At 69.6% G+C, this 4,517-nt stretch carries 6 protein-coding genes; 1 reads left to right on the top strand and 5 read right to left on the bottom strand.

Annotation, left to right across the window (positions count from 1 at the left end; genetic code table 11):
- Together ACFWPJ_RS25590 and ACFWPJ_RS25585 are read right to left on the bottom strand one after the other, a co-directional pair.
- Window positions 1–445, bottom strand: a 445-nt coding sequence (locus ACFWPJ_RS25590) for a hypothetical protein (RefSeq protein WP_378854928.1), incomplete at its 3' end; no start/stop codon positions are given.
- Between the two features lie 60 nt (window positions 446–505).
- Window positions 506–799 carry a hypothetical protein gene (locus ACFWPJ_RS25585; RefSeq protein ID WP_378854927.1) on the bottom strand — a complete coding sequence of 98 codons (294 nt, stop codon included), beginning with the start codon at window positions 797–799 and terminating at the stop codon, window positions 506–508.
- A gap of 102 nt (window positions 800–901) precedes the next feature.
- Between ACFWPJ_RS25585 and ACFWPJ_RS25580 the strand changes: the two genes are divergently transcribed.
- A complete protein-coding gene (locus tag ACFWPJ_RS25580; protein ID WP_378854926.1) occupies window positions 902–1,936 on the top strand; it encodes a LuxR C-terminal-related transcriptional regulator in 1,035 nt (344 codons plus the stop codon).
- 5 nt (window positions 1,937–1,941) lie between these two features.
- Here ACFWPJ_RS25580 and ACFWPJ_RS25575 read toward each other — a convergent pair whose 3' ends face one another.
- The 3 genes from ACFWPJ_RS25575 to ACFWPJ_RS25565 form a co-directional block, all read right to left on the bottom strand.
- On the bottom strand, window positions 1,942–2,112 hold the full coding sequence (locus ACFWPJ_RS25575) for a toxin-antitoxin system HicB family antitoxin (protein ID WP_357168092.1): 171 nt from the start codon (window positions 2,110–2,112) through the stop codon (window positions 1,942–1,944).
- A 6-nt stretch (window positions 2,113–2,118) separates the two neighbouring features.
- On the bottom strand, window positions 2,119–3,006 hold the full coding sequence (locus ACFWPJ_RS25570) for an SPFH domain-containing protein (RefSeq protein ID WP_378854925.1): 888 nt from the start codon (window positions 3,004–3,006) through the stop codon (window positions 2,119–2,121).
- A gap of 77 nt (window positions 3,007–3,083) precedes the next feature.
- Complete coding sequence (locus tag ACFWPJ_RS25565) at window positions 3,084–4,442, bottom strand: FAD-binding oxidoreductase (RefSeq protein WP_378854924.1); 1,359 nt, start codon at window positions 4,440–4,442, stop codon at window positions 3,084–3,086.
- Between the last annotated feature and the right edge of the window lie 75 nt (window positions 4,443–4,517).

Genomic DNA, 4,517 nt, shown 5'->3' with positions numbered 1-4,517 from the left:
GCAATCGACCGCGCAGACCCGGCGCGTACGGGTGGGGCGGGCACATCTCGTTGCGGTGGACCTGAGCGCCGATCGAGGACTCCCGCAGCCCCGGCACCCCGGTTTCGGGGCAGATGATCTGGAACACCGCGGAGCACCGATCCTTGGGCACCACGATCGACGCGGCGAAAACGAGCTCCCCCCGCGGGCCCGCCAATTGCGTCTTCTCCACCCGCAGCAGCGCGGGCAGCCGGTCGACCCACACCACGAACGCCTCGATCAGACAGCCGGTGCGGGCATGATGCTCGGCCAGCCGCCTGCGCAACCGCGGTAGGTCGTGCAGCCGGGCAGGCAGGTCGGGCGTTCCGTTGACATACGTCAACGCGACGACATCACGAGTGGCCGGATTCCCCCAGGTCGTGTTGTCCAACTGCTGCATTCCAGGAATGTCGAACGAGATGGGCACCGATCCAATTTACCGGCGCGGTCCAGTTCGGTTGTCCCCGTGCGGGGTAGGGCGCGTCGTTCAGGCCCGAACGCGCTCTTCGACCAGGTCGGCCAGCCAGGATTCGTGACTGATCACCACCGCGCGGCTGCGCGGGGTGGCCAGGACGGTGGCCAGTGCGGTGCGGAACGCCTCGGCGGCGGCGCGGTTGTCGAAATCGAGGTCGATGAGGACGCGGACGGGTTCGCCGTCGACGCGCCCGATCCGGTAGGTGCGCACGCCGTGGTCGGCGCGGAACCGCTCGTACTGGTCGAACGCCGCCTTCCAGGTGTCGTAGTCGCGCACGGTGTTGTCGATGTGCAGGGTGGTGGTCATGATCGCCTCCGTGGCTGGGCCGAATGGGATACGTCGAGTGTCGGCCCGGCTGATGCCCCGCGGACATCCCTGATCCTGGGGATTTCGCCGTAGACTGGGCCCGTGCCGAGCGCCCTGGCCGACCGGGTGGGCCGTCTGGCCCGCGTGGATCATTCCGCCAAACGACTGCGTGAGCTCGTGTTGGCCGAAATACGGCTGACGTTGCCCTTCGCCGGCCATGTCTTCGCGCTCACCGACCCCGTCACCGCGGTCGCGACGGCGCCGCTCGCCGATATCCCCGGGCTCGACATGTCCCGGCTGCCGGAGCTGATCCGGGCCCGCTACCTCACCCCGCTCAATCGCTGGGACACCCTGCGCGGCACCGGCGCCCACTCCCTGCTCGACGCCACCGAGGGCGATCCGGACCGTTCACTGCTGTGGCGCACCGCCCAGCGCGAGCTCGGCATCACCGACTCCGCCACCGTCACCTTCGCCGACCGCTACGGCTGCTGGGGCTTCCTGGACCTGCTCCGCGTCGACGAATCCCCGTTCACCAGAACCGAACTCACCGGCCTCACCGCGCTGACCGCCATCGTCACCACCGCCCTGCGCCGCGTCATCGGCGCCACCTTCGTCGAATCCGACGCCCAGCTCCCACCGCTCGGTCCCGCGGTGGTGCTCCTCGACGACTCCCTGCGCGTGCGCTCCCAAACAGCGGCCGCCGCCGAATCCCTGCTCCGTCTGCTCCCACCCGACGAGCCGATCCCCCCGGTCCCCGCCTCCGTCTACAACGCGGGCGCCGCCCTCCTCGCCGCCGAGGCAGGCACCCCGATCGGTCCGGCCACCTCCCGCATCCACCTGGGCGGCAACCGCTGGATCACGGTGAAGGCCGACCGCATCGGCGACCACGACATCGCCGTAGCCCTGGAACCGAGCACCGCCACCGAGCGCCTCGACCTGTTCGCCAGAGCCAACGGCCTGTCCGCCCGCGAATCCCAGGTCCTCACCCTGCTCGCCACCGGCCTGGACTCCCGCGAACTGGCCGCCGAACTCGTCCTCTCCGAACACACGGTCAACGATCACGTCAAAGCCATCCTCGCCAAATCCGCCACCCGCACCCGCCAGCGCCTCCTGTCCCGCGTGCTCGGCGTGGCGTGAGGGCGCTAGTCGCGCTTGGGTTTTCGGCCTGCCTGGTCGAGGGCCAGGCGGAGGGCGTATTCGATCTGGGAGTTGACGCTGCGCAGGTCGTCGGCCGCCCACTTGGCGATGGCCTCGTGGACGGCCGGGTCGAGCCGCAGCAGGATCTTCTTGGGTTCCTTCTTCGGCGCGGTCATGGCACCTCAGGCGTAGAGGGATCCGGTGTTCACGACCGGCTGGATGGCGCGGTCGCCACAGAGGACGACGAGCAGGTTCGAGACCATCGCGGCCTTGCGTTCCTCGTCGAGTTCCACCATGCCCGCGGCGGCGAGACGGTCCAGGGCAAGGCCGACCATGCCGACCGCTCCCTCCACGATCTGGGTCCGCGCGGCGACGACCTGGGCGGCCTGCTGGCGGACCAGCATCGCCTGGGCGATCTCGGGGGCGTAGGCGAGGTGGGTGATCCTGGCCTCGATGACCTCGATGCCCGCGGTGAGTGTGCGCTCACGCAGTTCCACGGTGAGTTCCTCGGCCACCTCGGCGCCGTCGCGCAGGCTGGTGCGGGCGTCGTCGTGCGCGTCGTAGGGGTGGGTGGTGGCCAGGTGCCGCACCGCCGCCTCGGACTGGGTCTCGACGTACTCCTCGTAGTCGTCGACCGCGAAGGCGGCCTTGAAGCTGTCGACCACCTTGTAGACGACGACGGCCGCGATCTCGACCGGGTTGCCGTCGGCGTCGTTGACCTTCAGCTTCTGGGTCTCGAAGTTGCGCACCCGCAACGAGATCGACCTGCGGTCGGTCAGCGGGACCACCGAGAAGAAGCCGGGCTCGGAGACCGAGCCGATGTAGCGGCCGAAGAAAGTGACCACCTTGGCCTCGTTGGGATTGACGATGATCAGCCCGGTGGCGAGCAGCGCGACCACCAGCACGGCGATCACCGCGGCGACCGCGCCCGCCCAGGCCAGGGCGCCACCGTCGTGCTGCGTCGCGGAGATGAACGCCAGCACAGCGGCGGCACCGAACAACAGGGTGAACACGAGCCATCCCAGCACGACGACGAACCCGTTCATGCGGAATGCGGACCGCAGCTCCATGACATCCTCCCGATATCTGAGTGATATCACCAAGATAGTAGAAATCGGGCGAATCGACAAGGCGCGGACCCCTACGGCTACGCGGGCGCGATATTGCGGTTGAAGCGGAACATGTTGTGCGGGTCGTACTTCGCCTTCGCCGCGACCAGCCGGGTGTAGGTATCGGGCGCGTATCCCGCTTCGGTCTGCGCCGCGTTCGCCGCCGCGCCCGCACCGTAGAGGAAGTTGAGGCTGTGCCCGATGGTCCACGGCGCCAAGGCTTCTCGCACTGCGGCTGGTCCGGCGGGTGCGGCGTCACCCACTCCGGCATCGGTGATGACCCGCACGACGTACCCGGCCTCGCGGTGATCCACTGCCACACCGGTGCCCCGGCGCAACGCCCCGCCGAGGTGACGAATATCGACGACCGCCTCGACCGGCCCACCGGGCGCGGTCAGGTCGCGCAGCGCCGCGAGCCCGTCGGCGGTGAGCTCCGTGAGCAGCGCGTTGGTCGCGGCGTAGGCGTGCGGGAAGTCCGGGTCGCTGTGGATGGTGTGCGATTCGGTGTAGGGCATGGTGCGCAGGTCGTCGCGTAGCCGGTCGCCGATCGCCCGCAGCGGGGCGACGAGCCGCTCGCCGTCCTCGGCCGGGCCGTGGAAGGCGATCCGGATCGAGGCGACGTGCCTGCCGCGCAAGGGTTCCGGCACCGGCGGGATGTCCGGGAAGGTGACGGCGGCGATCGTCGAGGTGAGCGTGTCCGGCAGCGTCGCGGTCCACCGCCGCCACGTCTCGAGCGCGGTGTCGACCAGCGGGGTGTCGAAGATCAGCTGGCCGCCGTAGACCTCGGCGACGGGGACGAGATCGAGTTCCAGGCCGGTCACCACGCCGAAGTTGCCACCGGAGCCGAGCACCGCGCCGAACAGTTCGTCGGCCGGGGTGAGGGTGCGCATGCGCCCGTCGGCGGTCACCAGCTCGATCGAGCGCACATGGTCTGCGGCATAACCGAATTCGCGAGCCAGCAGGCCGAGCCCACCACCGAGCACGTATCCGACGACGCCGACCGACGGCGAGGAACCGTTGAGCGGCGCCAGCCCGTGCACGGCCGCGGCCTCGACCAGCGCACCCGCGCGGACCCCGGCACCGATGCGGGCCGTGCGGGCCCGCGGGTCGATCGCGATGGCGTCCATTCGCCGGGTCGTGATCAGCACGCCACGATCCGCGGCCACCGAGAGGCCGTGTCCGGTCGCCTGCACCGCCACCGGAAGTCCCTGCCGGGCAGCGTATTCCACCGCCGATCTGACGTCCTCGGCGTGGACCGCGCCGACGACCAGCGCGGGACGGTGGGTGTAGGCGGTCTGGAACCCGGCGACCTCCTCGGCATAACCCGGGTCGCCGGGTGTGAACACCGGGCCGGTGACACGGAGGGATTCGATGGTCTGCGATGCGTTCTCGGTCATGCCTTCGACTGTGCCGCCGCGCCGATCAGAAGTACAACAGATGGTTCTTCTCACCGCGATAACAGATCGTTATGG

The organism is Nocardia sp. NPDC058497 (genome assembly GCF_042720195.1).
Taxonomy (GTDB): domain Bacteria; phylum Actinomycetota; class Actinomycetes; order Mycobacteriales; family Mycobacteriaceae; genus Nocardia.
This window is presented reverse-complemented; position numbering and strand designations above follow the sequence as displayed.